Here is a 26,631-nt window from a genome sequence, read left to right as displayed (position 1 = left end):
ATTATGACAAATTTATCATCTTCACAAAGTACATGTACTGACCCTATCAGTGAATCGCAATATCCACAATTAAAACCTTTTTCAGGTTCTCAGCCTACACTTCCTTCCTATTGGAAATGTACGGCAGTACTTCATCCTTTTAGTCCAGTACAAAGCAATAGTACACCTACTGACAAGGATAGTCCTTTTTTTGAGATTTGTACTGCTTCTATATCTTATGCAGAAGGAGTGGGACTAAATGCTCTATTAGTTGGAAGTTCAGGTAGAAAATGGTGGTATAAAGTTACTCCAACTGGAACATTGGTTTCCACTGATGGGGTAAATTTCTCTCCTGTAAACCTTGGTTGGTCTATACCAACAACCAACTGGTTTGGAAATAAGAGTTCCCAAGCTGAATGTGCAGGTACAAGCTATTTGAATTGGATGGAAGCACAAGAGGTAGATTGGTGGAAAATTCCAGTTGGAGACAGTACTCCTCCTCCTGCGACTTGGATGTGGTTCAATCATGATACTACTCTACCTGTTCGTCTCATGTTTGGACAAGGTCCTATTGCTCCTACTATGGGAAGTACAGACCAGTTGGCTTTATTTCAAATGTTTTCTTTTACTTACTTTCCAAGCTTTGAAGGGCTTTCTAGTAATCCTTTGAATGAGCCTTTACAAGCTCCTGACATCACAGGTTTTAAGTTTGGTAATCCAAATAACTATCAGATTTTTGAATGGAATACAAATTTTGGAATGACTGTGTTTATGACACCAGTAAATGAATTATTCAATCCATTACCTACTAGAGTATTATATGAATGGAAATCAGATAGTGAGTATAAAGTAACATCAGACCGTAGCCAAAGTACCTTGATGAAATATACCTATAATCCTACTAATCCATTTACCTCACAAATAGCACTTCTGACAGGAAGAGCACCTAGTGGAGTAACCCCTCCTAGAAACAGTGGAACAGGATTTTTAACTGATTATGAAGGAGATATAGCTGTACATAATATAGGTTTTAGTAATTTTCCTTTTGCACAAGAAGATCCTGGATGGGCACAAATACCTGAGGTAGAGGGAACAATTCAAGCTACTGTAACCAATAACCCTGTACTTTCCCCTAATAATACAACAACCATTATATCTGTATTATTTCCACCTTCAGGTTCAAATTATCCAGATTCTACTTATTTATGGACATGGTATAGTCCTCTGAATGCTTCGGGTTCGAGTAGTCGTCCTGTTACCTTTATGCAATCACAGTCGGGAGTAGGATTAGGAACAAGTTTAGCTTTAGCAGATTACTTTGATTATGAAGAATACACTAGCCCTATTGATCCTTGTAACTTTGATGTCCCTCCTTTTATCAGTATATTAGCCAATAAAAAATGGCAAACTACAGGAGTAAAACTTGATGCAGAAACACAAGCGCATATTTCCTATGTAAATGGATTATGGACTGCCAATCCGAATGATAATGGTGGAAAATTATACAATGCTGAAGGAAATCCTTACTATATAAATGCTAAAGAAGGTTATACAATGCCTAATGAAAATGAAGGTGCGCTTATTGGAAGAGTAGGTGATACTATTTTTTTAGTAGGAATGGGAGCAACTACACCAAAAGGAGCTAGTGGAATATTAGCACTCTGTATTAATGATGATTTGCATGGTCAATATGGACCTGGTTTTACAGACAATGAAGGTTTTATTAATGTTCAAGTAACTATTGAACCTAATGAGTAAATAATTTGAATATCTAGTTCTAAAGTGTTACAGGTTTTTAGATAAATTATATATAAATCAGACAGCTTCAAAACTGTCTGATTTTTCTTTCTATGAGTGTTTGTATGAATATACTTTAAGTGAAGAATTGAATTATCCTAAATACTGGTTTGAGACAAGTTAAGTAGTTATATGCTACAATTTTGTTAGATTTGATTTTTTATTTCAAAAAACACAATTTTATATTTCTGATGCGTTTTATAGCTCCCCTAAGTATTTTTCAAGAACAGGAACTTCGTCGTTATTTATCTAGTAGTGATGTAAAACTCTTACCAAGAGAACGTAAACGATTTAGTTCAATTTGTTTGAGTTCCAAACATAAGTTTACTATTAAGGAGCTTTCAGCACAATTTGATGTGAGTGAAAATAGTATAAAAAGTTGGTTTGATAGGTACGAATCAATGGGCTGTTTGGGGCTTTTAGATAAAAACATGGCTCATTCTCAAAGTAGTTTAGCTACTGAAAATGCAGAAATTATTTTAGAAGCTGTAAAACAAACACCTCAAAATTTAAAAAGAACCGTTGTTTTATTGAAAAAAGAACATCAAATTGAAACTAATCCTTCTATTCTAAAACGTTTTCTTAAAAAAAAAAGTGGAGTTGGAGACGAATACAAAAATCGCTAAAATCTCAACGAGATGAGTGGATGCACGACTTTTTTAAGAAAGAGCTTGACTGGTGGTTAAAAGAAGAAGAAAAGGGAGAGGTAGAAGTGTGGTTTAGTGATGAGAGTAGTTTTCATCTAAATCCTAATAGTATGTATGGTTGGCAAGAAAAGACTTTGGAGACGCTTAAAAAAGTATTTTTACCTGCCAACCGTGCTAGAGGAGCAAATATCTTAGGATTTATGCGAACTAATAATGAAAGCGAATTTTATGAATTCTATCAATCTATGGATGCAGATACGTTTATTGCTTGTGTAAATAATTTTATTGAAAAACGAGCAAAAGGGCAGAAAATACTCTTGATTTTAGATAGAGCGACCTCTCACAGCAATCATAAAGTAGATAAAGCAATAAAAAAGTGGAAAGAAAAAAATGTATTTATTCAATTCCTTCCTTCTTATTGTTCAGACTTAAATTATATTGAAATGTTGTGGAAACATATTAAGCATTATTGGTTAGATATAGCAGCTTGGACAAATGTGAAAACGCTCCAAAAGGCTGTTTTAGATATATTAGCTCAGTTTGGAAAAGAAAAAGAATATACTATAAATTTTGCACCCTCTTAATTAAAATAGCATTATTAATAAGAGAAAATCAAAAATAACAAAATTGTTATGAGTAACTACTTAATTACAACTCTAATAAAATAGTAAGTTATTGCCATCATACCATTTACTTTGTCCAGTTTTCCATTTTTAGTTCTTCTATTCTATCAAAATGTTTTTCATTATTTGTAATCAAAACAAGGTTTTCTACAATAGCCGTCGCAGCAATCAAAATATCATTGTGAGCAATTAGATTTCCTTCACTTCTCAGTCTTGTATAAATCTGTGATGCCTTTTGTGCAATAGATTTGCTGATTGGTAAAATTGTGTGTTGATTCAAAAACAACTCAATTTCGGTTGTTCGTTCTTTTGTATCTCCAAAATAAAGTCCATTCAAAAGCTCATAATAAGTAATACTGCTAATCATGAACTTGTGATGTTCTTTTAAATAATCATTTACTTTTTGGCTTGCTTTTATTTCATTTTCTTTCTCGTTTCTAAGAAAAAAAGAAAGTATATCGGTATCTAATAAAATAGGTTTCATTTATTTATTCAAATAACCCTCCGTAGTATAAATTGCCTTAATAATTATATTTGTATTTTCTTTTATTACAAATTCACTCAACCCAACGTGTGATTTGTTTTTAGGATTCCAATCATACGTATATCCCAGTTGTGTCCAAGGGTACTTTTCATCTATTTGGCATTGATAATAACGACTAACTCTATTCTCGTTTATCCAACTCATATACGAAGTATCTGTATTTTCAGGGAAACACAAATCACATTTATTATCTGTAATTTCACTATCAGGACAAGGACGAAATAAATCTTGAGGCTTTACCCAAAACTCAATAAAGTAACTATAGATTGCATTTGGAGGCAATCCTAGTAGTTGTTTGAGGCGTAAATTTACATCTTTAGCTTTTTCTTTTTGCATTCTTTGAGCCAACTCTGGTGCTGTTGTTACCCATATTGGATAGCTTCCAGTATTATAATGAGCAGAATCTAAGTATTTTTCATAGTATGAAATATTTTGTTTCCAAGTAACCATTAAGATATAATCTTCCCCATTGATTCTTTTTCGTATCAAATTAGTATTCTCAGGCGTAATAGAAACCAAATTAGGATAAACTTTTTGAGGAGAAGGCGACATAGAACTTTCTATGGATTTTTGATACAATGCAAATTCTTTACTATAACTCTCTTTTGTATCAACTTTTTTTACCGACTGACAAGCTCCCAAAAATAGAAATGCAATAAAAAAGAGTAGCTTAAAATTTTTCATAGTAAAACAATTAAGTGTGAATAGATAGCAATCTAATTAGAAAAATAATAAGTTCAAAACTAAAAATATAGATTAATCGCATCTAATTTAGACCTTTTTTGATTTCAAGCTGCGTAGCTTTTGATAGAAGAGAAACTATTTTTCTACCAATATTACGCTACTCTGTGGCTAAAAGTTCATTGAACTAAATGCAAAAAGCCTATTCAGAGTAATCTAAATAGGCTTTTTGGGTTTATAAAATACAAATTGCTTCTTATTCTGAAGAATAATCTACATTTATTATGGTTTCAAAAAGCTATAGTTTTCACTAAAGTTCATCATTTGTTCAGCAAAAGAAGTTGCATAACGAATCTTTACATCTTTGATTTCTTCTCCATCCATAACAGGCTCAAGAACAGGCTGCAAAAACCCAGAATAAGGTGCAATATCAAACTGTGCATAACGCTCTTTTACTTCTTTGAGCATTTCTGCATCTACTTTCACACCATAACCTTCTACTAATTTTTCGGCTGCTGCATAATCGCCTTCTGACTTCAAACGCTGAATTTCTCTCAAAAGCTCTCCAAAAATAACACGTAATTTGTCATAATCATTGACTAAGAAATACGTCTTTCCGTCGATTACTTTTTTCTCAATTACATTTTCAGCTTGTCCTTTTTCGAATGCCCATTTTGCAACTAACTGACGATTACGCATGTGGTCTTCTTCAATGTCAGCACCTTCATCAAGACGACGAAGTTGTAACATCATTCCATTCATAATATAAGAATCATACTCTGCTTTTCCAGCTTCTACGGAAGGCAAAAGACCTAATTCTACTAATTTTGGGTCTAAAAGATAATACAAAGCCACCAAATCAGCACGAGCTTCTTCCAAAGTAGAAGAGTAGTTTTTGAGTGTTTCTTTTGGTGTTCCTACTCCTTTATTGATTTGTCCAGAAGCGTGTCCGATTACTTCGTGAAGTGCTGTGTGCATTTTTCCACCTACATCTCCATATTCTTTCTGACGATTTTGAAGTTCTTCGGTTGGATAAAATTCGGCAGTCGTTTTTCCTCCTGATGCATGATTATACGCATCTTCAATATTTCCCAAAGAAACTGACTTCGAACCATACTGTTTTCTAATCCAGTTTGCATTCGGAAGATTGATTCCGATAGGTGTAGAAGGTGCAGCATCGCCAGCTTCATTGACAACTGTAATAATTCTATATGTAACACCTTTTACTTCTTTCTTTTTGTGTTCGTCCATTATAGAAGAATTATCTTCAAAATACTGTGCATTTTCTGATAAAACAGCCATACGTTTTGAGGCTTCTTTATCATCCATAAAAATTACAGATTCGTAATTGGCACGATAACCAAGTGGGTCACCATAGACTTCTATAAATCCATTAATAAAATCAATATTTGTGTCTGTTGTTCCTACCCAAGCAATCGACATTTCATCAAAAGTCTTCAAATCGCCTGTTTTGTAATACTGAACAAGCAAATCAATGACTTTTTTCTGTCCTGCTGATTCTGCAGCTGTTGAAGCTTTTTCTAACCAATAGACCATTTTTTCTAACGCTGCTGCATATTGTCCACGCTTTTCAGCATTTCCAATACCATATTTATATTCATAAATACCGTCTTTTTGAAGTCCTACAAGTGCATCATCTGGAGCTTCTCCTTTTATGAGTTGAGAATTTAGACCATACGAAATAGGTGTTTCATCATTCGGATTAGCAAAACTTTTATAGAAATTTTCTACTTCTTTTTGAGAAAGGTTTTCATAAAAATTAGCTGTCGAAGTTTTGACTAAATCTTGTCCTTTTGTTTTGTTTACTTTCTTTCCATCAACATTTGCATCAAAGATAATAGGCTTTAGCATAGCTAAAAATGCTGTTACATCTTGTCCTTCTGCCATTGAAAAACTAGTTTGGTCAGAATTAGTAACTAAATTTTCAAAAAATTCATAAGAAAATTCAGGCATTAATTTCTTTTCTGAATAATGATGATGGATTCCATTAGAAAACCAAACTCGTTTCAAATAGGTTTCGAATTGTTGCCATTCTTCGCCAGATTTATCTCCATTGTAGGTTTTATAGATATTTTCTAGTGTCTTTCTGACTAAAATATTGTGTTTGTAGTTTTGGTCGTAGGTAATATCACGTCCACTACGCCCTGCTTCTGACAAGTAATAAAGAAGTTTCTTTTGAGAAAGAGGAAGCTCATCAAATCCTTTTACTTCGTAACGCAAGATGCGTAAATCTGCAAAACGCTCACCATCATAAGGAGGAATTTCTTCTTTTTCGGTAGTTGTAGCCACCGAATCAGTTTTTACTGCTGTTGTTGTATCTGTTGTTTTTTTGTCTCCACAAGCAGGCAAAAACACTACGCCTGTACAAAAGGCTGCCAAAAGTCCGTAATAAGTAACTTTTGATTTTAATTGAATTAAATTCATTTTCTAAAAGGGTTAGTTTAAGCTTCGCTGAGGGCTAAAGCTGTTGTGTATTCATTTATTAAGCTAAATGAGTTTTTAAATTTGAGGTAAGTTAGTATTTTTCTGTATTTTATTAAAATGATTGATGGTTGAGAATACTTCAAAATACTTTAATTCAAAATTTCTGTTTGCAACAAAAAATATTTAGATTTACTAATCTTGATAAGTTTATACATTACTTTATTTCAATTATGAACACAAAAACTACTATTTTATTACTATTAAATTTCTTGTTTTTTGGATTAATTTCTCTAACTTCTTGTGAAAAAGAAGAAGAAATAAAAAAGACAGAATTAGGAGAAGCTGTAAGTGAAATCAAACCAAATGAAGAAGAGGAACAAGACCCAACAGAGTGTGAACGTATCGATTATACCACAGAAATTATTACTTCAAATTGGGAAATACAACAAAATTTGTATAACAAAGAAGGAACTGACATAGATTTTTTTGATGAAGATTTTGGAGTAGTTGCTAGTAAAGAAAATGCTTTAGTTACTACTGATGGAGGTAAGAGTTGGGTATCTAGACCTACTTCCATGACACATACAAACAACGTTCAAACGCTAGGAAAGAATAAATTTTGTATTGCTGGTAACGGACTTTATGAAAGCAGTAATGGAGGAATGAGTTTTTCAGTATTTGGAGATGAGAGTAATGCGAACACACGCTCTTTTTTTGGTCTATATATTTTTGACACTGCTCATTTTATGGCATATCATAGAAGTGTAGAGGTTACACGTAATGGAGGAAAAGATTGGATAAGACATGATTCTCTTTTTCAAAGCAAGGTGCAGTTTTTTGGTAATGAATTGGGCTATGCTGCTGGTGGTTATGTAAGTGGAGGAACTACAGAAGGTTTTTTTTCTGAAGGATATGTTCACAAAACATTAAATGGTGGAGATACGTGGAAGCTATTAAACTTGAAGGTAGAAAGAATAACAGCTATGTATTTTACCGACGAAAATACAGGAATTGTAGCAGAAAATATAGGTATTTTACATAAAACCACTGATGGAGGAAATACTTGGAATGTTTTAAGTCAAGATTTGTGTGGTTATTATGCTTGGGATATGATCTTTACTGATGATAATAAAGGTTATATAGCCTCTTCTTATGGAATAATCTTTAAAACAGAAGACGGAGGACAAACTTGGAAAGTGGATTACTACTCTGGTCACAATTCTTCTGGCTATGAAAGAGACTTTACAGCATTAGCCAAAACACCAAATAATACAGTTTATGTTACAGGACATGCAACCATGAAACGTAAATAATTACAAACAAAATAGACAAAAAAAACGCTTTATTCTATTGCAAAATAAAGCGTTTTCAAATTTACTTTAATCCCACTTCAAATGACTTCTGACTTCTTCATCTTCTAAAGGATTTTTTTTAGGAGATTCATCTGTTTGATTGTCAAATCCATCTTCATATTCTCTGTCAAACTGCGTAAAATCATAGTTTGGCATCAAATCGCTCTTTACGTGTTCGATGACTTCGGTCAGTCCTGTCAAAATTTTATTAAAATCTTCTTTGTATAAAAAGACTTTGTGCTTTTCGAAAAAATGACTTCCATTATTACGAAATACTTTTTTGCTCTCCGTTAGTGTAATATAATAATCTTCTTCCCAACGAGTAGGTTTTACATCTATGAAATAGGTACGTTTTCCTGCACGTACTTTTTTCGAAAAAATAGTTTCGTTATGATAATTAGGTTTAGAATAATCGTTTTTTCTTTCTTGCTCGTCGTCAAAATACTCGCTCATTTTTATTTATTTTTAGAGGGTTATAAAACTCGTATTAGTTTAAATGTTAATTCAATTTTTGAAGTAAAAATTTCCTTTAGAACTCCAAATATATCAAAAACTATTTCTTTTTGAAAAATCAAAGCCTGAAAAATGATACTTTAATTGTTTAGTAATTGATTTTTCAAGTAAAGATTTATTATATTTACACCTAAATTTTACAATAAATAGAATAGCATTTTGAAGTTTTTGTAGAATTTTCCCAACTAGCAAACAGCATAAAGAACATATAAAATACGATTAAAATTGGAACAAATAGAAAATTCAGACGGTACACAAAGTTCAATCAAACTAAAAAATTTAGATTATAATACGCAACGAGACGACCTTGTTTTGAGGGAATATGGAAGAAATATGCAAAATATGGTTCGCCATCTCAAAACGATTGAAGATATTGAAGAGCGTACTCGTGCAGCCGAAACACTCATCAATTTGATGAAGCAACTCAACCCAAGTGTTAGAGAAAACAGTGATAATGTACACCGTATTTGGGATCATTTATATATCATGGCTGATGGAGAAATTGAATTTAACAATGAATTTTTGCCACAGACAGAAGAAGAACGCACCAAAAAGCCTGACCATATTGGTTATACAGAAACTCCTGTCAAATACCGTCATTATGGTAGAAATGTCGAATTAGTAATTGCAAAAGCAGCCGAATTAGAAGACGAACAAGAAATTATTGATGCTGTTGCTGATATTGGAAAACTAATGAAGTCTTTTTATCTGACTTGGAATAGAGATAGTGTAGAAGATGAAGTGATTTTGAAAGACATAAAACGCCTTTCGGGTGGAAAAATAGATATTGATATAGAAATAATTAAAGAAGAAAACCTTTTCGAACTTGGTAGCGCACCAAGACAACGTCCTCAAAGACAAAGTTCTAGCACTAATAATCGCTCTCGTTCGAATCGTTCTAATTCTCCACGTTCTTCTACCAACAATGCAAGCAATAGAAGAAGAACACAAGGCACAAAGAAAAATAGAAGAAATAAAAAGAGACGAAAATAAAACTCTTCAAAAAAATAAAAATCACTATCAAACCTTTGGTTCAAGTAGTGATTTTATTTTAAAAAAGTTAAAAGTAAAGCTATTAAAAAAGTTAGTAAACCTTTTTCAACTTTATTAGTTAGTAGTTTTGTCAAAAAGTAGCAAATATATAGTTTAGGCTTTAGCTTACGAGAAGTTCAAAAAGAAATTATCACTTATGCAATACGAAATCGCCCGCAATATTGTTTTTCAGATTATAAAGCGTTGGAAACCAGATGAAGCTCATTACAAATTTTCTCCTGTTGCGACCTCAGAAGGTATTTTTAGCAGAAGAGAAATGCGTCAATGGGTTGGGCATTTGCAAGATGTAGGGCGTGAGGCACACTTACACTTTATCGAAAAAGAAATCTCTAGGGACGAATTAGATGAAGTTCTTTCCGTTACTACACTGCCTTTGGTTCTTTTTCAGTCTATTGAAGGAAGTGCCAATCCTGTTTTGGCATGGCATGGAAAAAGAGATACCATCCATACCATGCAAGAAGAGGGCGAAAACTGGAAAGAAAACGATATTGTTGACCACAATGAACTCATCAGTACACTAGCTTGTAAAGCAGATTTATATGGTGATAGTGAACTTTGTCAGCCCAATACTATTTACTGTCTTGTTCCAATGCTCATTGACCCTATCGCTACTCCAGACGATGTAAAAGACATAGAACGCACTCCTTCACAACGTTTGTGGCATTTGCTTTTGACTGAAAAGCGTGATATTTCTTATACCTATATCTATGCAATGATTGTTGGTTTGCTTAGTCTTACCTTACCTCTAGGTGTACAAGCAATTATTGGGCTTATTTCAGGTGGACTTATCATTAATTCCATTGTTGTTTTGATTGCTTTTGTGGTAGCAGGTACACTTATCAGTGGAATTATGCAGATTATGCAAATGAGTATTGTAGAAACACTCCAACAACGACTTTTTACTCGTGCTGCTTTTGAATTTGCCTATCGAATTCCTCGTATTCGTTTAGAATCTATCCTAACACAGTATGCGCCAGAGCTTGCCAACCGATTTTTTGATATTCTGACCCTTCAAAAAGGACTCGCAAAACTACTTACAAGTGTCATTACAGCACTATTACAAGTTCTTTTTGGCTTGATGCTTTTAGCCTTTTATCACCCATTTTTTGTATTTTTTGGTTTGTTTTTGGTGGCAGTCTTAGGTTTGATATTTTATTTTACAGGAAAAATAGGTTTAGATACAAGTTTGCACGAATCAAAGTATAAATATAAAGTAGCTTATTGGTTGGAAGAACTAGGTAGAAATCAAAGTGTATTCAAAATTGCAGGAAATACACTTCTTCCTCTAAAAAAGATGCAAAAACTACTTACAGGATATTTGTACAAACGAAAATCACATTTTCGTATTTTAGTCATTCAATATTCAGCCTTTGTAGCCTTCAAAACAATTATTACAGGTGGTGTTTTGATTTTGGGAAGTCTTTTAGTTATTGAAAGAAATATTACTCTAGGTCAATTTGTGGCCTCTGAAATCGTTATTATTTCGGTTATTACAGCCGTAGAAAAAATGATTCTGAACTTAGATGTAATTTATGATACACTAACAGCAGTAGAAAAAATAGGTAATGTAACTGACTTAAAACTAGAAAGAACGAATACTTTTGATAACTTTAATAGACAAGGGTTTCATATTAGAGTACACGGAGTTTCTTATACTTATCAAGGCAACAGTACTCCAACACTAAAAAACATTGATTTGGAAATAAAACCCCAAGAATATGTCGGAATTATTGGAAATGAAGGAGCAGGTAAATCAACACTCATGAAAATAATTACAGGACTTTATGATGAATATAAAGGACACATTACTTTTAATGGGTTTACATTACGAGATTTGAATATCAAAAACCTACAAGATTATATTGGAGACAACCTTTCTCATGAAGATGTTTTTGAAGGAACTCTCTTAGAAAACATTACTGTTGGAAGAGAAGGTTTTAATATGGAATATCTAAATCATGTTTTGGAAATAGTAGAACTAATAGAAGATATTCAATCTCTTAAAGATGGCTTACAGACACAAATGTTGCCTTCTGGTCAAGGATTTTCTTCTACTTTTCAAAAGAAAGTTGTTTTTGCAAGAAGTATGCTTACTCATCCAAATTTAATTGTTTTTGATGATTTTTTCTATAATTTAGAGGGTAGTTATAAGCGCAGAGTATTGGATAAAATATTACATAAAAATAAGTATCCATGGTCTATTTTTGCAGCTAGTCATGATCCTATTTTATTAGAAAAAATGGATAAAATTTATTTAATGAAAGACGGAACAATCATTAAACAAGGTACTTTTAAAGAACTTTTGAAAGATGAATATTTTGATGATTTGATTGCTGGAGTATTTGAAAACTAGATTTATTTTTATTATATAAAACAGAAAATATACTAGCCTACAAACTACTATCGTTCATTGTATTGGTAACACTAAATACAAGATTATAAAATAATTAACATTTTAAATACTAGAATAATTTGATTTTTTATTGTATTTTTGAATCTTACTGAAAATGTTTACTTATTTTCAGTAGGAGTTATGCAAATTCATAACACAAAGAATTATCACAAACAACAAAATAATAGTAATTTATTATCTATCGCCAGTACTAAATGCAATACAGAATACTAAATAACTTTTTTAGAGGTTTATTTTTATGTGCAATACTCTTACTTTTTATGGTAGGCAGTATTGATGTTGCATTTGCTCAAGATGATGAAAAGTTACTGCTTCCTAAATTAAGAGTAGAGCAACTTGCCATCGAACAAGGTTTATCTCAAAATACTGTAAATACTATGATACAAGATAGTGAAGGGTATTTGTGGATAGGTACTGATGATGGTCTAAATAGATATAATGCTTATGATGTTACTATCTTTCGTCACAACAGAGAAGATTCACTTTCTATTGTTGATAATCAAATAAATGCTATCTATGAAGATACAAATCATAATATATGGATAGGTACAATAGCAGGAGTTTCTATTTTTGACAGAAAAACACAAACTTTTAAATCTTTTTATAAAAAAGAAGGTAAAAAGAATACTCTAGTTAACAATAATGTCAAAGCTATTGCAGAAGATAAAGAAGGTTTTATTTGGCTAGGAACAGAAAACGGTTTAAGTAAATATGACTATAATAATAATTCATTTGAAAATTATGTAGTTACAGAAGCTGACTCAACAACTCTTGGAGAAAATCACATAGTATCATTAGCAGTAGATAATAGTAATAATTTATGGATAGGAACAACTAGGAAAGGGGTAAATAAATGGAATAGCACTCGTGATGAGAAAAAACTATACCGATATAATCCATCAGATACTACTACATTGTGGGGTTATGGAGGACAAGATATACAAGTAGATAAAGAAGGTAAGGTTTGGATAGCTTCATTAGGAGGCTTCAACCGTTATAATCCTGAAATAGATGGATTTGATCGTTTTCGTTATCAAGGACGTTCTTATGCTCTTGAATCTATAACAGAAGCAAATGATGGTAGCTTATGGGGAGCTGGTTCAGATTATATCTATAAATTAACCCCCCAAACAAAAGAAGTCATCAGATATAGAACTTCTTTTGATGGTTTGGGCGCAATGCCTGCTATTGTCAGAACCAAAGAAAATATAATATGGGTCGCTTCTCGTAATTTAGGAGCTATCAAATATGACCCACTTACAAGTCAATTTAATTATTATTATAATGAAATAGGAAATCAGAACTCTCTTCCTCATAGAAATATATGGTCTGTTCTAAAAGATCGAGAAGGCATTGTATGGGTAGGTACAGATGAAGGACTTTCTCGTATTGATAGAACTGGAGTTATTCCAAACTATTATCATATTTCAAGAGGAGAAAATACTTATGATTTAAGACAAAGAAGTGTTGGAGATTTATTAGAAACACAGAGTGGGGAGCTTTGGGCAGTTACTACTGCTGATATATCACGTATGATAAGTTTTTCTGAAAAAGAGGGTGCCAAATTTGTTACTTTAGTTTCAGACTTAGAAGATTCTACAACCATTCAAGGTAAAGCAATAAGTACATTTCAAGATAAACAAGGAACTATTTGGATAGGAACTTTTAATGGGTTATATAAAATGAACCCATCAAATAGACACAAGTTTGGTTATGAAGGACAAAAATTTCTTATTGATATTGCTATCTGGACAATGTATGAAGATAGAAGTGGTATTCTTTGGTTAGGAACAAATCAAGGATTAATTAAAGTAATTAGAGATGAAAATAATACTCCAATAGATTATAAGTATTACAAGCATGACCCTGAAAATTTAAAATCTATTAGTCATAATACAAGCAGAACTCTTGCAGAAGATTCTAAAGGGAATTTTTGGGTAGGAACTACAAATGGTCTAAACTTAATGAATCGTGAAACAGGAGAGTTTGAACACTGGGGAGAACGCAATCCATTAGCTAACTATGCTATTTATGGAATTTTGGTAGATGAAAAAGATAATCTTTGGATAAGCACAAACTTTGGAATTATGCGTCTTTTAGGAGACGATAGTATTGATGACTCCAAGCGAATGACTAACTACAATCCAAAAGATGGTTTGCAGAGTAGTGAATTTAATTCGGGTGCATTTTTTAAGGCAGAAGATGGAGAAATGTTTTTTGGAGGTATTCAAGGGCTAAATTCTTTCTATCCACAAGATATAAGACCTAGTATTTATGTTCCTCCTGTTGTAATGACAGACTTCAAGATTCTTAACCGTTCGGTAGGCATTCAAAGTTTGGGTAATCCTGAATCACCATTAACAGTTGATATTTCTCAAACCAAAGAAATGACTCTTACTTATGAAGATAGGGTAATCACTTTTGAATTTGCATCTATTAATTATAGAAGACCTGAAAAAACAAATTATTCATATCTTTTAGAAGGCTTTGATAAAGAATGGAATGAAGTAGGAAATCGTCGTTTTGCTACTTATAGTAATCTTCCTGCAGGAGACTATACATTTAGAGTAAAGGCTTCTAATAGTGATGGAATAGAAAATAATGAAGAAATAGTTATAAAAATAAAAGTTCTTCCTCCTTGGTGGAAATCCTGGTGGTTCTTGACTATTGCAACATTTTCAGTATTAGGTTTATCAGTTGCTTTTTATACAAATAGAATGAATGCTGTTAAACGTCAAAATGACAAACTAGAACGTTTAGTAGGAGAAAGAACAGCAGAAATAGGACAACAAAATGTACTACTAGAAAATCAAAAAACAGAAATTGAACGCTCATACAGTAATATTCGTGTTCTTAGTGAAATAGGACAAAAAATAACATCTATCCTTGACTTGGATGCAGTTATTAGTGCTGTTTATGAATATGTAAATGAACTTACTGATGCAACAGCTTTTGGTATTGGAATCTATAATGCTGAAAAAGAACGAATAGATTTTAGAGGGTTTATAGAAAATGGTCAGCGTATTTCAGATAGCTTTGATAATATTACTGATGAAAACAAACTTTCTGTAGTTTGTCTTACTCGCAATGAAGATATTATCATCAATGATTTTGCAAAGGATCATGCTCAGTACATTAACGAAGTTTCTTTGGATAGAGTAGGAGATAGTTATCAATCTATTATCTATTTACCTTTATTATTGGAAGGGAAAATTGTAGGTGTTTTGACAGTTCAAAGTCATCAAACAAATGCCTATTCAAGAAATGATCTTACTATTTTGCGAACTTTAGCATCTTATATTTCTATTGCCTTAGATAATGCTCGTACTTATACACAGTTAGAAGGAGCAAACGAAGTTATCAAAACAAAGAATCAATCTATTATGGATAGTATTCGTTATGGAGAAACAATTCAACATGCTATACTTCCAGACCCTCAAGATTTTATTAGAAATTTTGAAGACCATTTTATTATCTTCAAACCTCAAGCTGTAGTTTCAGGAGATTTTTATTGGTCTATTCGCACAGGAAATAAAACTTTTGTTGCTGTGGTAGATTGTACAGGACATGGTGTACCAGGAGCTTTTATGTCAATGATAGGAAATACAATCTTAAATGAGATTGTTACATTACAAAATATAACAGAACCAGCACAAATTTTAGAAAACTTAAATCAAGGTATTTGGGAAGCTCTCCATCAAGAAGATTATCAAAACTTAGATGGAATGGATCTTTGTTTATGTGTAATAGAGGATGCTGATGAGTTAAATATGCGTGTGGTAAACTTTGCAGGAGCAAAAAGACCTTTGTTTATTCTCAAAAATGACAAATTAATAGAAGTAAAAGGAAGTAGAAAATCTATTGGAGGAAGACAAAAAACAGATGCAGAATACGAACAACGTCAGCTTTTGTTACACCCTGGAGATATTCTCTACTTGACAACAGATGGTTATGTTGATCAAAATGATTTTGAGCGTATAAAATATGGAACACTTCGTTTCAAAAAAGTTTTAGCATCTTTTACAGGAATGTCTTTACACGATCAAAAAGAAGTATTATTAGAAGAAATGAGAAATCACATGGGAGAAGAAGAACAACGTGATGATATAACTCTTATTGGTCTGAAAATGTAATATTGCTCAACAAGTTACAAATTGCTATTGCAAATGTGCTGACTATAAACAGCTTAATTTAAAAAGATTTCATCTGAATTAATTCTTATTTCTAAGCTCCCTAAGCAGACTTTTCTTATAAAAAAGACTACTCCTTTACTATATTTTATTGACTCTTCGATACAATTCAGCTAAAATACAAACACTCTGTATTCAGTTCTGAGGAACTAACTTCTAGCTTTTCAGACTGAAATACGATATTTTGCTAAAAACTTGGAAGAGCCATAGTTTTTCTAAGAAAGAAAAACTCAAGGTAATCTCCAAAAATAAATAACTAATTTGTGTGCTTGGATTCTAAACAGTAACACGTTACTTTGATGATTTTTTCACCTTATTAGCAATTCTTTTCCACCAAGGTAAATCAGCATCATTCACCTCATAATAGCCATATCCTCCATAAGAACCATATCCATACACACCAACTGCTTGCGTTTTAACATCATTGAAAAGGATACCTACATTTTTGAGCATTTGATCATTATAAATACGTTCTAACCCTTTCAGTTTTTCTATTGGAGTTCTATCTTGACGTACAATATACACTGTTGCATCAGCATATTTACCCAAAATGAGAGCATCACTAACTAATCCTAAAGGAGGGGTATCTATTATAATATAATCATATTGTTTTTTTAATTCATCTATCAGTTCGTCCATGGTAGTTCCCATCAAAAGCTCTGCTGGATTTGGAGGAACTGCACCTGAATGAATTACATCCAAATTCTCTACTGAAGTAGGTTGAATAACCTCATCTAAATTCTTACTTCCTATCAAGTAAGTACTTAAACCATCTTTTTTATACTCATCATTTGGCATGGGTATATACATTTGAGGCTTTCTCATATCAGCTACAATAAGAACAGTACTTTTTCCTGTGGAAGCTAAAGAAATAGATATATTTGCAGAACAAAATGATTTTCCTTCTCCTGATATAGAGGAACTAATCATAAGAGTACTTGTTTTCTCTACACGTCCTATCAGAAATAATAAATTGGAGCGTATAGAACGAAATGCCTCTGCAAGTGCTGATTTAGGTTGCTCATGCACTAAAGGAGTATTTTTCCCCTGTTTTCTTTTTTTAGAGTGCATTACTACTCCTAATATAGGAACACTAGAAATACTTTTTACTTCATCTAAGGTTTCTATTGTATTTCTAAAATAATTTCTAAGATAAATCAAGCCAATAGGAGTTATTAATCCTAATAATAATGCAATCAAATAATTTTGGTTTGCGTTGGGAGATATAGCTCCATAATTAAATGGTGGTTCTAATATTTGACTTTCTTCCCTAGCAGCAGCCTGTGCTATACTAGCTTCCATACGTTTGTTTAGTAGTAAAATATAAATCTCTTCATTAATAGTATAAAGACGATTTATATTGACTAATTTACGTTCTGCACTCGGTAAAGAGTTCATTTGATTATTAAGTGTATTAATACGACTTTTTATGTCTTCAGCAGCTATTCTATCATTTAACTTTGTATTATTTAGATGTTCTAATAAAGATTCTCTAACTTTATCTATTTCTATATTTTTTTCTAATAAAAATGGATTTTTACTACTTCCTTTTTCTAAAAAGACTTCCCTTTGTATTTGCAAATCCACTAATCTCCCTATTAATGTATTAGCAATACCATCTTCTACCCCAACTGCTGAAGGAGTTGTAATTCCTTTATAATTGTCATTTTCTTTAATATAAGTTATCAAATAATCAAGATACTTACCTTTCATTTGTAACTTTCTATTCTCCTCTTCTAAAGCAGTATATTGCTCTAAATTGCGACCTATTGCATCTTCTCCTACTATAAATTTATTATTAGATTTAAAGTTTTGTATTTTATCTTCTATTAAGAATAAAGAATCTCTAATCTGAGATAATTGTTCATCAATAAAATTAATAGTACGAACAGCCTCTAAATTTTTATCTTCTAATCCATAGGCAATATATTCCTCCATTGCGGTAATAATAAAATCTTTTGCTCGTTCAGGTACAGAAGAAATTAAATTTAATCGAATTAAGGAAGCATCCTCCTCAGCATATCCAGATAAGCGTGCTAAAAAATCACGAGCTAAGGAAGAAGGATTTGTAAAATGAAACCCATAAACAGTTCCTTTTATTAAGTTTTTATTCAATACCTTAAAAGAAGTACTACTTTCAGATATAGTTTCTCCAAATTTGTAAGAGCGAGCATTATCCCATTCTTCTTGAGAGTTTATAAGGAGAAAAGTTTTCTCATCTTGAAATTTAACTTTATAATTTGGAAGTTCTACTAGATTACTATCAGCATCAATATTTATAATTACTTCAAAAGGTGCATTTTGAACAGGATAAATCTCAGTTGTACGAATATTACCTTCTTGATAGTAATAGACACGCATATCCATTTTCTCACAAACTCTTTTTATAAATGGATAAGAACGTATAAACTTTATTTCAGCAGACAAACGCTTACTACCTCCAAACATATCTTGTGAATAGAGTAAGTTTGCAGGAGAAGCTCCTTTTCGATTATCCTTTAATTGGAGTGATGCCCCTACTGTATAAATAGGAGTTGCATAATATGTTTTCCACCAAGCAACGGCAAATGCAATACCAATACAAAAAACAATAAAAAACTTATTTTTCCAAAGAGTATATATTATTTTCTTAGGATTAAAAGCATCATTATCAGTGTTTGAAAGTATAGACTGGGAGTTTTGTCTATGTGGTGTAGACTGCCCATTAAACTGTTTACTTGCATTACTATCTGACGAAATAGTAATGACATCTTGTTGAATATCCAATTTATAAAGAAATTTACTTTAATCGTATAATTAGTTGCTCACTTTTTATTACAGATTCTTACCTATGAGCATTTTAACTACAAAAATACAAATTTTTGATAAAAGCCTCTCTATAATATAAATAAATATTTTATAAAAATATAGTTGAGCATTTACTAAAAAGTAATTTTGTATATAAAAAAGACTCCTTTCTTTACGTAATAAAAGAAAGGAGTCTTTTTTTATTTTGAATGCTAAGTATATTAAGTTAGCTTTTGAAGTGTTTTACAGTGTAATTCCCATAAAAGACATAAAAGCAAGTCCCATAAGTCCTGTAATGATAAATGTAATACCAAGACCACGCAAAGGCGCAGGAACATTTGAATATCTCATTTTCTCACGAATAGCAGCTAATGCAATAATTGCAATCCACCAACCTACACCAGAACCGATACCATATACAACAGATTGAGCAAAATCGTATTCTTTCTGAACCATAAAGAGTGAGCCACCCAAAATAGCACAGTTTACAGCAATAAGTGGTAAGAAAATACCTAATGCACCATACAGAGCAGGAGAAAAACGTTCAATTACCATTTCTACAAGCTGTACTATAGAAGCAATTACGGCAATAAAGGTAATGAATTGTAAGAAACTCAAATCTACTTTTGCAAATTCTTCACCTAATCCAGGAATACGAGCTAATGCTCCTTCTGCAAGCAAATATTTTTGAATCAAATAGTTGGCAGGACAAGTAACACCCAAAACGAAAACTACTGCAAGACCAAGTCCCATTGCTGTCGATACTTTTTTAGAAACGGCTAGATACGAACACATTCCCAAAAAGTAAGCAAAGACCATGTTTTCGATAAAAACCGAACGAATAAATATATTGATTAAATCCATTTTTAGTAATTGATGAATTGTTGGTTTAGATAAAAAACACAACAACGACAAGATTTTATTTTATAAAAAATTTAAAGCAATAAATTAATGGTCTTCTACATAACCATTGAAATAGCGTTGTACCCAAATGATAATACCGATAACGATAAATGCACCAACTGGATTAGTCATAAGTCCATTGTTAGGGATAGTTACTCCTAATGCTTCATTCAAAGGAGCTATAATTGGAATATCTAGTAATGTTCCAGAACCGAAAAGCTCTCTAAAAAAGGCAACTACTAAAATAACCCAAGCATAACCTAAGCCACTTCCTAAGCCGTCAAGAGCAGAATCATACGGTTTGTTACCCATTGCAAAGGCTTCCAAACGTCCCATAATAATACAGTTTGTAATGATAAGTCCTACATAAACCCCAACAATTTTGGCTAGGTCATAAAAATAGGCTTTCAGAACTTGATCCACCAAAATTACAAGCATTGCCACAATAGCAAGCTGTGCAATAATACGGATACGCCCTGGAATTACATTACGTAAAAGTGATACAATAACGTTTGAACCAATTACGACAATCATTACAGCAGTAGCCATAACAAGAGTAGGAGCAATTTTGGCAGTAACGGCAAGAGCCGAACAAATACCCAAAACTTGTACTGTAATTGGATTAGAATCGTCTAATGGATCTGCTACCAAACGACGACGGCGTTTTGAGAATAAATCTTCCGACTTTTTCTTGACTACGGTAGCCTCCATAGATTTAGCTGTTTCTGTTGCCATAGAATTTTATAGTTGCAATTTATTGAAAAATTTTCCAATAAATTTTATAGTGTTTTATATTAAGCCTAAATTTTCTGTTTTCTGTTCTATTTTACTAGAGCTATATTTTCTAAAGAAGTAGAATTAGATGAGGTAGTTTTTTTTACTTTCTGCATATAATTTTCATATAAAGTAAAATAATTTTTCAACATGTCATTCACTCCACGTCCTGTGATAGTTGCTCCTGACATGCCATCTACTTTATATTTAGGTAAAGAACCTGGTTCTACATTTCCTTCGCCTTTAATCATTTCGATACCTAGTTCGCCTTCGTCATTGTAAATAGTTTTACCTGCATAACGGCTTTCGATATCATCATCAGCGATACGTGCGCCTAGTCCAGGAGTTTCTCCTTTGTGGTCAAAGACAGCACCTTTTACAGTTTTCATATCTGGCTCAAGAGCAATATAGCCCCAAATATTATCCCAAAGACCATTTCCATAAACAGGCAAGATATAAGCAGTTACTTTTCCTGCGTCATCTTTAAATTTAAAAACAGGAAGAATTTTTTCGGCTTTATCCTTTTTCTTAAATTCTTTACGGATACTTACTTTTTCAGGGACGATTTGTTCGCCATCTTGATTCATTTTTTTCTCATCGCCATTTACATCTACTGCAATGGATTCGATATGTTTGGCGTAATAGGTATTTACTTCTTGAGCTGTTGGAGCTTCCTTCTTAGATTTACTAATATCTGTAAGTGGAACAATAGCACTCAAAATTTGTTTTTGAGTATCTAATTCTACGGCTTGTTTTTGTGAATCTTTTAAAAACTCTTTAGCGAAGCCGAGTGTTGCAGCAATAACGACAATCATTATTACAGCAAAGGTTACGATATATGCGTTGGATTCTTTAGACATGGATTCTTTTTAATCTACGGTTTTTATTAGCATTAATTACATAAAAATCTATCAGAGGAGCAAAGACATTCATAAGAAGAATGGCAAGCATAATTCCTTCTGGATAAGCAGGGTTAAATACACGGATAAGAACAGTAAGAAGTCCTATAAAAAATCCATATATCCATTTACCTCTTTCAGTTTGTGCAGCCGATACTGGGTCAGTTGCCATAAAGACAATTCCAAATGCAAAACCACCCATAATCAAGTGATAATGAGGCATCATTTGCATAAAAGGAGTAGAACCAGCAGCATTAAAGATAAGCCCCATCACTAAAGCTCCAACTACACCACTTACCATAATTTTCCAACTAGCTACACCAGCAACAATAAGAATAATTGCTCCCAAAAGAGCCATCAAAGCAGATGTTTCTCCAATAGACCCTGGAATTATGCCGATAAGCATATTATTAAAACTAAATAAACTTTCTGCGCCTGCCCAAGAGCTTGTAGCTGACTGCAAAGCTGCATCAACACTTGTTCCAACTGGGGCTTCTGCTGCAATAGATAATGCTGTTGCACCTGTATAACCATCAACTGCATTTTTTGCTCCTCCATCTCCTAAATATGTCCAAACTGTACCAGAAATATCAGTAGGATAAGCAAAATAAAGAAAAGCACGAGCTGTAAGGGCTACATTCAAAATATTCATTCCTGTTCCTCCAAAGGCTTCTTTTGCAATCACAACTGCAAAAACAGTAGCTAAAGCAACTTGCCAAAGAGGAATATCAGGTGGCATAACGAGTGGAATAAGCATTCCTGTTACTAAAAATCCTTCATTGATGGGGTGTTTTCGAATTATTCCAAAAATAACTTCTACAATACCACCAGCCGTATAAGCAACAATAACAATAGGCAATACTTGAATAGCACCCACCATTATAATTTCTAAAAGAGTTGCGTCAGTATTTCCTGTTGCTAAGAAATGTTGATAACCTACATTCCAAATACCAAACAACAAAGCAGGAACCATAGCGATAACTACTGTCATCATCATACGTTTCAAGTCAATGGCATCACGAATATGTGCACCCTTTGCAGGAGTTGTGGTAGGAGGAGTAAAGGCAAACGATTCACCAGCTTCAAAAAGGTAATAAAACTTTTCAAGTTTTCCTCCTTTTTCAAACATTGGTTTTTGTTTTTCTAAAATATCATGTAAGAACTTCATACTTACGAATTTATAAGGTATATATGAACCAAATTAGTTGTTTATTTTTAATTGGTTTGAACATTATTTTTAGTAGAAAAATAATTCAAACTCTATTTATCAGAACAATTATGAGCTTGCTAGATTTTAGCCCTCACGTAAAAGTTCAATGCCTTGACGGACAATATTTTGAATACGATGCTTAGAAACATCTACAAACTCACAAAGAGCAACATCCTCTTCAATGACTTCATAAATACCTAAACTCTCCATTCCATCATAATCTTCTGCCATAATAGATTTTACAAGTTGTAGAGGAAGAATATCCATCGGAACTACTTGTTCCATTACACCTGTTTCTACAAAAGCTCTTTCTTCTCCATTCAAACTTGTATCAATGACACGTTCTTTTTTAGGATTGAGGAAAGATAAAAGACCCAAAGCACGGTGGAAACTCAAACGAGAAGTAGGAGCTAACCAACCATCACTCAAGAAAAAGCGAGGTTTGTCTCCTTCTGGAAGAACAGTAACTACATTATCATAAAACCCAACATAGTTGTCTTTTTCGATCGCTGTTCCTGTCAAAATATTTCCAGAAATTACTCTTACGTGATCTTGTTTTAGGTTATTCTTCAAAAACTTGCCTACACTAGCACCAATATAAGTTTCATAATATTGTGGAGTAGTTACTTCTGAACCTACAACAGCAATTTTTTTAGAAGCATCATAACGACCTTCTAAAAACAACTTTCCTATCTGAATCACTCCGTAAGGGTGGATTGTCCAAACCACTTCACCTCTATTGATAGGTTCAATGTGATGAATCTGAACGCCTACATTTCCTGCTGGGTGAGGTCCTGAAATAGTGTGTTGTTCTACATTACGTACATTTTGGAAAATAGCCGAAACCTCAGCCTTTCCATTTGTAGTAAGATGAACAGGAACATCAACCATTTTCTTTAGTGCATCAATACCTGCTTGAAAATACTGTCCATCATTTTTGTAGAGGAAGTCATAGTCAGGTGCTAAAGGATTTGAATCAAAAGCTGAAATAAAAATTGCACGAGGAGTTTCATCAGGATTAGCAACAACTCCATAAGGACGTTGAATAATGTTTATCCAAGCACCACTTTTTAAAAGTGATTCTTTTACTTCTTCTCCTTTCAGATTTGCCATATCAGATACGCTGTACTTCGTAAAGTTTTCGTATTCGATTTGCTTGTCTGCCAAAATTTTGATTTCTAGGAGTTTTCGTTTGTCTCCACGCTTTACCTCTACCACTTCACCACTTACAGGTGAGGTATAAAGAGCCTTTTCTAATTTTTTATCAAAGAAAAGAGGTGTTCCAGCTTTTACTACGTCGCCTTCACGTACTACTACTTTTGGGCGATGCATACCTACAAAATCGGTAGGTTTTATGGCAAATGTTTCGGATTGATCAGCAGTTCCTATTTGTAAGGCAGCTTTGCCTACGAGGTTGATGTCGAATCCTTTACTAGTTTTTATGTTCATTGTGCTTGGCTGTAGCTAATGATTCTTATATTTCTAATTTTAGGCAAACTGAATAGTAGTTTGCAGAATATCTTTGAAGTAGTCAAGAAAATAATTGAGGGCAAAATTAAAAAATATATCAAGACTTTACACATATAAATTCAATTATATTCGATAAAAGTAAAGATAATTTTAAAAAATGCCATATTTTTTCAGAAATAGTTCCCTAAAATCACTAAAAATCAAATTAGAATTCGATAAAAAGCTATTTTTGACTTACAAATCAATGTAAAAGAAATTTGTTTTGAGAAATCTTAAAAAGGTTGTGGTTTTACATTTTGTATGTGTGCTTAACCATTTTTACATTCAACAAGATTTGCAAACTGAAGTTATGTTTATTGATTCCTTGAAATTTTTTATTTGTTACTGCGAAATTGTATCCATAAATAAATCTAAAAAAATACGTTCCAACTCCTATTTCTGGTCTAATCCGAAGCGTACTTTCATTGAAATTTGTATAATGAATTGCATTTAAACCCATATTCATTCCTACGATTCCTCCAAAGTATATCCCTGTTTTCAATCCCCAAATAAAATCATTTGACAATTTGAGTTCGTTTGATATTCCATACATCAACATATTTCCATGGATTCCAAAAGATTCAATTCTTGTTACTCCAATTCCAATTTCAGCAAAATGATTTTTTTGTAATTGATAACCTGTAATTAGAGATATGTCTTTTTAGATATAAAAGCGACGATTTATATTGTTGTTTTTTAGGGAGTCTGACTGTGCAAAACTAGCAGAAAAAGACAAACAATAAATTAAAAGAGGTGCTATTAAAGATAATAGTTTTTTCATGGTGCTACTTAAACTTGCTTCAGTTATGAAATAATTTCTACGAGGAGATGTTTTTTAATTTAGAATTCCATAAAGCTCACATTTTTTTGAAACTCATTATAAGTACATTCTGAAGTTTTACTGTTCAACCATCTACCTTAAAGCAAAAAGATGGATTGCAGGTTCTTAAATTAGATCAATCAAAATTTATTTGCTTTTATTGCACTTTTTATATAAATTTTTTAACTTTTCAAACAAAGACAACTTTTTGGTTAAAAATTTGGTTTAAATAAATAAAATAGACATGTAATTCTGTTAAAATTAAAATTATAAAAATATTCCACTAAAATATCAACCAATTATGAAACAAGACAATAAAATACTTGACCGACTTTTTACCCAGCTACAAACGGCACGTTCGACGGCACGTATAGAAGCCATTCTAACACAAATTTGGAATATTTGGCTCAATACAGGGAATATAGAAATGAATACTTTAGTTAGATTAGGAACTGAGAGCCTGTCAAAAGGAGATTATAATGACGCTATCAATGTTTTTACACAAGTAGTCGATAAAAACCCAAGTTTTGCTGAAGGCTGGAACAAGCGAGCAACAGCTTTTTATTTACGAGGCAACTATAAAGCTGCTATTGATGATATTCATCAGACATTGAGTTTGGAAAATCGTCATTTTGGAGCTTTAGCAGGACTTGCTACCATCTACTCTGAAATTGGTGATGAACATGGTGTACTTAATACACTTGAAAAACTCTATCAAATCCACCCTTTTCAGCCAAAACTAAAAGATCAAATTGAAGAGCTTCGCTCAAGGTTAAATTAAAAATTGTGTGTAAGTCTCAAAACAAATAATATATATGTTCCTTTATTACTAGTCTTGCAGTTATAAAATTTTATAACTGCTTTTTTTTGTCGTATTTTTCGAAAAATTATTACTAATCAATCGTTATCGTATAAAATAATGGAAGTTCTTATCATTCAAGGAAGTGCAAGAAAAAATGGCAATACAAATAAAATTGCAAATTACATTCAAGAAAAAACAGACTGTGATTTTATAGACTTAAAAAATTATACTATTTCAAATTATGATTATGATTCACGCAACAAAAATGATGATTTTTTGCCTTTGATGAGAGAAATAGTAGAATATGATTTGATTATTTTTGCCACTCCTATTTACTGGTATTCTATGTCAGGAATTATGAAAACTTTTTTTGATAGAATTACGGATTGTTTGAAAATAGACAAAGATACAGGACGAAAACTAAGAGGTAAATCAATGGCAATGGTAAGTTGTGGTTCGGACGAAGAAATAAAAGACGGATTCGAAATGCCATTTAGAGAGAGTGCAAATTACTTAGGCATGACCTATAAAGGCAGTGTACATACGTGGTCAGACGGTGAAATTTCAGAAGAAGTAACCAAAAAATTAGATATATTTATAGATAAAATAACTAAATAGAATAAATAAAGTAGGTTTTATGCTAATTTCAGATACAATATTTGGATTTAACGCACTTGCTTCTTACATTTA

At 32.4% G+C, this 26,631-nt stretch carries 20 protein-coding genes; 9 read left to right on the top strand and 11 right to left on the bottom strand.

Translation table 11 applies throughout. The features are described 5' to 3' along the window. The first annotated feature begins 3 nt into the window (after window positions 1-3). From ACE193_RS17590 to ACE193_RS17580, 3 genes are all read left to right on the top strand, one after another. On the top strand, window positions 4-1,737 hold the full coding sequence (locus tag ACE193_RS17590) for a hypothetical protein (protein WP_375559532.1): 1,734 nt from the start codon (window positions 4-6) through the stop codon (window positions 1,735-1,737). Between the two features lie 230 nt (window positions 1,738-1,967). Then, window positions 1,968-2,402 carry a hypothetical protein gene (locus ACE193_RS17585; protein WP_375558687.1) on the top strand — a complete coding sequence of 145 codons (435 nt, stop codon included), beginning with the start codon at window positions 1,968-1,970 and terminating at the stop codon, window positions 2,400-2,402. Window positions 2,403-2,422: 20 nt separating this feature from the next. Then, window positions 2,423-3,007: an IS630 family transposase gene (locus ACE193_RS17580; RefSeq protein WP_375558686.1), complete on the top strand. Its 585-nt coding sequence runs from the start codon at window positions 2,423-2,425 to the stop codon at window positions 3,005-3,007. A gap of 106 nt (window positions 3,008-3,113) precedes the next feature. Here the strand turns inward: ACE193_RS17580 and ACE193_RS17575 are convergent, their stop codons facing one another. The 3 genes from ACE193_RS17575 to ACE193_RS17565 form a co-directional block, all read right to left on the bottom strand. Next, window positions 3,114-3,530, bottom strand: coding sequence for a type II toxin-antitoxin system VapC family toxin (locus ACE193_RS17575; protein ID WP_375559531.1), 417 nt, complete (start codon window positions 3,528-3,530; stop codon window positions 3,114-3,116). Next, window positions 3,531-4,274 (bottom strand): hypothetical protein, encoded by a 744-nt coding sequence (locus tag ACE193_RS17570; RefSeq protein ID WP_375559530.1) that lies wholly within the window; start codon window positions 4,272-4,274, stop codon window positions 3,531-3,533. Between the two features lie 279 nt (window positions 4,275-4,553). Beyond that, window positions 4,554-6,716, bottom strand: a complete 2,163-nt coding sequence (locus ACE193_RS17565; protein ID WP_375559529.1) for a dihydrofolate reductase — start codon at window positions 6,714-6,716, stop codon at window positions 4,554-4,556. 230 nt (window positions 6,717-6,946) lie between these two features. On the opposite strand from ACE193_RS17565, the gene ACE193_RS17560 reads away from it, so the two are divergent. Beyond that, window positions 6,947-8,029, top strand: coding sequence for a WD40/YVTN/BNR-like repeat-containing protein (locus ACE193_RS17560; RefSeq protein ID WP_375559528.1), 1,083 nt, complete (start codon window positions 6,947-6,949; stop codon window positions 8,027-8,029). Window positions 8,030-8,095: 66 nt separating this feature from the next. On the opposite strand, the gene ACE193_RS17555 is transcribed toward ACE193_RS17560, so the two are convergent. Further along, window positions 8,096-8,521: a DUF3276 family protein gene (locus ACE193_RS17555; RefSeq protein WP_375559527.1), complete on the bottom strand. Its 426-nt coding sequence runs from the start codon at window positions 8,519-8,521 to the stop codon at window positions 8,096-8,098. Between the two features lie 285 nt (window positions 8,522-8,806). Between ACE193_RS17555 and ACE193_RS17550 the strand changes: the two genes are divergently transcribed. From ACE193_RS17550 to ACE193_RS17540, 3 genes are all read left to right on the top strand, one after another. Beyond that, on the top strand, window positions 8,807-9,574 hold the full coding sequence (locus ACE193_RS17550; RefSeq protein ID WP_375559526.1) for a DUF4290 domain-containing protein: 768 nt from the start codon (window positions 8,807-8,809) through the stop codon (window positions 9,572-9,574). Between the two features lie 196 nt (window positions 9,575-9,770). Beyond that, window positions 9,771-11,987: a peptidase domain-containing ABC transporter gene (locus tag ACE193_RS17545; protein ID WP_375559525.1), complete on the top strand. Its 2,217-nt coding sequence runs from the start codon at window positions 9,771-9,773 to the stop codon at window positions 11,985-11,987. Window positions 11,988-12,307: 320 nt separating this feature from the next. Then, complete coding sequence (locus ACE193_RS17540; protein WP_375559524.1) at window positions 12,308-16,180, top strand: two-component regulator propeller domain-containing protein; 3,873 nt, start codon at window positions 12,308-12,310, stop codon at window positions 16,178-16,180. Window positions 16,181-16,528: 348 nt separating this feature from the next. Here the strand turns inward: ACE193_RS17540 and ACE193_RS17535 are convergent, their stop codons facing one another. The 7 genes from ACE193_RS17535 to ACE193_RS17505 form a co-directional block, all read right to left on the bottom strand. After that, window positions 16,529-19,003, bottom strand: coding sequence for a GumC family protein (locus ACE193_RS17535; protein WP_375559523.1), 2,475 nt, complete (start codon window positions 19,001-19,003; stop codon window positions 16,529-16,531). Between the two features lie 264 nt (window positions 19,004-19,267). After that, window positions 19,268-19,888, bottom strand: a complete 621-nt coding sequence (gene nqrE / locus ACE193_RS17530; RefSeq protein WP_375559522.1) for an NADH:ubiquinone reductase (Na(+)-transporting) subunit E — start codon at window positions 19,886-19,888, stop codon at window positions 19,268-19,270. Between the two features lie 84 nt (window positions 19,889-19,972). Next, on the bottom strand, window positions 19,973-20,662 hold the full coding sequence (locus ACE193_RS17525) for an NADH:ubiquinone reductase (Na(+)-transporting) subunit D (protein ID WP_375559521.1): 690 nt from the start codon (window positions 20,660-20,662) through the stop codon (window positions 19,973-19,975). Between the two features lie 86 nt (window positions 20,663-20,748). After that, window positions 20,749-21,561, bottom strand: coding sequence for an NADH:ubiquinone reductase (Na(+)-transporting) subunit C (nqrC, locus tag ACE193_RS17520; RefSeq protein WP_375559520.1), 813 nt, complete (start codon window positions 21,559-21,561; stop codon window positions 20,749-20,751). Then, window positions 21,554-22,768, bottom strand: a complete 1,215-nt coding sequence (locus tag ACE193_RS17515) for an NADH:ubiquinone reductase (Na(+)-transporting) subunit B (RefSeq protein ID WP_375559519.1) — start codon at window positions 22,766-22,768, stop codon at window positions 21,554-21,556. The genes nqrC and ACE193_RS17515 overlap by 8 nt, the downstream gene beginning before the upstream one ends. A gap of 126 nt (window positions 22,769-22,894) precedes the next feature. Continuing rightward, the gene (locus ACE193_RS17510) at window positions 22,895-24,259 is read right to left on the bottom strand and encodes a Na(+)-translocating NADH-quinone reductase subunit A (RefSeq protein WP_375559518.1); all 1,365 of its coding nucleotides are present in this window, start codon (window positions 24,257-24,259) and stop codon (window positions 22,895-22,897) included. Between the two features lie 310 nt (window positions 24,260-24,569). Next, window positions 24,570-24,872 carry a hypothetical protein gene (locus tag ACE193_RS17505; RefSeq protein ID WP_375559517.1) on the bottom strand — a complete coding sequence of 101 codons (303 nt, stop codon included), beginning with the start codon at window positions 24,870-24,872 and terminating at the stop codon, window positions 24,570-24,572. A gap of 568 nt (window positions 24,873-25,440) precedes the next feature. Between ACE193_RS17505 and ACE193_RS17500 the strand changes: the two genes are divergently transcribed. Then, entirely contained in the window at window positions 25,441-25,920 is a 480-nt protein-coding gene (locus ACE193_RS17500; protein ID WP_375559516.1) for a tetratricopeptide repeat protein, read from the top strand. 138 nt (window positions 25,921-26,058) lie between these two features. After that, window positions 26,059-26,559: a flavodoxin family protein gene (locus tag ACE193_RS17495; protein WP_375559515.1), complete on the top strand. Its 501-nt coding sequence runs from the start codon at window positions 26,059-26,061 to the stop codon at window positions 26,557-26,559. Window positions 26,560-26,631 lie beyond the last annotated feature (72 nt).

Origin of the sequence: Bernardetia aquimarina, assembly GCF_042180575.1 — a bacterium.
Taxonomy (GTDB): Bacteria; Bacteroidota; Bacteroidia; order Cytophagales; family Bernardetiaceae; genus Bernardetia.
Note: the sequence above shows the minus strand (reverse complement) of the source record. Positions and strands in the feature narration are given on the sequence as shown.

Excerpts from the sequence above, each read along its gene's own strand:
- ACE193_RS17590 (WP_375559532.1), top strand. The coding sequence starts at position 4 with ATGACAAATTTATCATCTTCACAAAGTACATGTACTGACCCTATCAGT.
- ACE193_RS17585 (WP_375558687.1), top strand. The coding sequence starts at position 1,968 with ATGCGTTTTATAGCTCCCCTAAGTATTTTTCAAGAACAGGAACTTCGT.
- ACE193_RS17580 (WP_375558686.1), top strand. The coding sequence starts at position 2,423 with ATGCACGACTTTTTTAAGAAAGAGCTTGACTGGTGGTTAAAAGAAGAA.
- ACE193_RS17575 (WP_375559531.1), bottom strand. The coding sequence starts at position 3,530 with ATGAAACCTATTTTATTAGATACCGATATACTTTCTTTTTTTCTTAGA.
- ACE193_RS17570 (WP_375559530.1), bottom strand. The coding sequence starts at position 4,274 with ATGAAAAATTTTAAGCTACTCTTTTTTATTGCATTTCTATTTTTGGGA.
- ACE193_RS17565 (WP_375559529.1), bottom strand. The coding sequence starts at position 6,716 with ATGAATTTAATTCAATTAAAATCAAAAGTTACTTATTACGGACTTTTG.
- ACE193_RS17560 (WP_375559528.1), top strand. The coding sequence starts at position 6,947 with ATGAACACAAAAACTACTATTTTATTACTATTAAATTTCTTGTTTTTT.
- ACE193_RS17555 (WP_375559527.1), bottom strand. The coding sequence starts at position 8,521 with ATGAGCGAGTATTTTGACGACGAGCAAGAAAGAAAAAACGATTATTCT.
- ACE193_RS17545 (WP_375559525.1), top strand. The coding sequence starts at position 9,771 with ATGCAATACGAAATCGCCCGCAATATTGTTTTTCAGATTATAAAGCGT.
- ACE193_RS17540 (WP_375559524.1), top strand. The coding sequence starts at position 12,308 with ATGGTAGGCAGTATTGATGTTGCATTTGCTCAAGATGATGAAAAGTTA.
- nqrE (WP_375559522.1), bottom strand. The coding sequence starts at position 19,888 with ATGGATTTAATCAATATATTTATTCGTTCGGTTTTTATCGAAAACATG.
- ACE193_RS17525 (WP_375559521.1), bottom strand. The coding sequence starts at position 20,662 with ATGGCAACAGAAACAGCTAAATCTATGGAGGCTACCGTAGTCAAGAAA.
- nqrC (WP_375559520.1), bottom strand. The coding sequence starts at position 21,561 with ATGTCTAAAGAATCCAACGCATATATCGTAACCTTTGCTGTAATAATG.
- ACE193_RS17515 (WP_375559519.1), bottom strand. The coding sequence starts at position 22,768 with ATGAAGTTCTTACATGATATTTTAGAAAAACAAAAACCAATGTTTGAA.
- ACE193_RS17510 (WP_375559518.1), bottom strand. The coding sequence starts at position 24,259 with ATGAACATAAAAACTAGTAAAGGATTCGACATCAACCTCGTAGGCAAA.
- ACE193_RS17505 (WP_375559517.1), bottom strand. The coding sequence starts at position 24,872 with ATGTATGGAATATCAAACGAACTCAAATTGTCAAATGATTTTATTTGG.
- ACE193_RS17500 (WP_375559516.1), top strand. The coding sequence starts at position 25,441 with ATGAAACAAGACAATAAAATACTTGACCGACTTTTTACCCAGCTACAA.
- ACE193_RS17495 (WP_375559515.1), top strand. The coding sequence starts at position 26,059 with ATGGAAGTTCTTATCATTCAAGGAAGTGCAAGAAAAAATGGCAATACA.